Genomic DNA, 726 nt, shown 5'->3' with positions numbered 1-726 from the left:
GGGCCTGGGTGGATTTGCCGATCAGGTCGGGACCCGGCGTGCCAAGTGCGCGTAAAGGGCACGGATACCGAAGGTCCACGGTGGCAGCTTATCGCTACGATCGACCTGATTGACCAATGCGCCCAGGCTGGGCGTCGAAATAGTGACGCGATCCCCAACCTGGTGGGTGAAGCCTTTTCCTGGCCCAGTGCGATCGACGATAGGTGAAAACATGGTGCCCAAGAAAAGCATGAAGCCATCGGGATACTGGTGATGCGCGCCATGGGTCTGCCTGACCAGGTCCAGAGGATCACGACTGATTTCCCGCATGTCGCTGGCATCCTCCAGGACGAAACCGTCCTGCTCCCCCTCGATGCGTAGAGAGACGACAGCCTGGCGCACCGTGTCCAAGGTGAACTGCTCATCAAACAGACGGATAAAAGGGCCAATGGCACAGGAGGCGTTGTTGTCCTTGGCCTTGCCCAACAGCAGCGCACTGCGCCCCTCAATGTCGCGCAGGTTCACATCGTTGCCGAGTGACGCACCGCGCGGCGTGCCCTGGGCATCGACGGCCAGGACGATTTCCGGCTCAGGGTTGTTCCATTGCGATGCCGGATGCAGACCGACCCGGTCGCCGAACCCAACGGAGGAAAGCGTCTGGGCCTTGGAAAAGACCTCTGCATCGGGACCGATGCCGACTTCCATATACTGCGACCACGCCCCCCGGGCCTGCAATTCGGTCTTGAG

Annotated in this window: 1 protein-coding gene; it reads right to left on the bottom strand. The window is 61.0% G+C overall.

Features of this window, described 5'->3' with window-relative positions:
• Positions 1 to 21: 21 nt before the first annotated feature.
• The coding region (locus ACW4DH_RS18970; RefSeq protein WP_459637961.1) for a fumarylacetoacetate hydrolase family protein at positions 22 to 726 on the bottom strand (705 nt) is incomplete at its 5' end.

It is taken from the genome of Halomonas sp. WWR20 (genome assembly GCF_054602495.1).
This window is presented reverse-complemented; position numbering and strand designations above follow the sequence as displayed.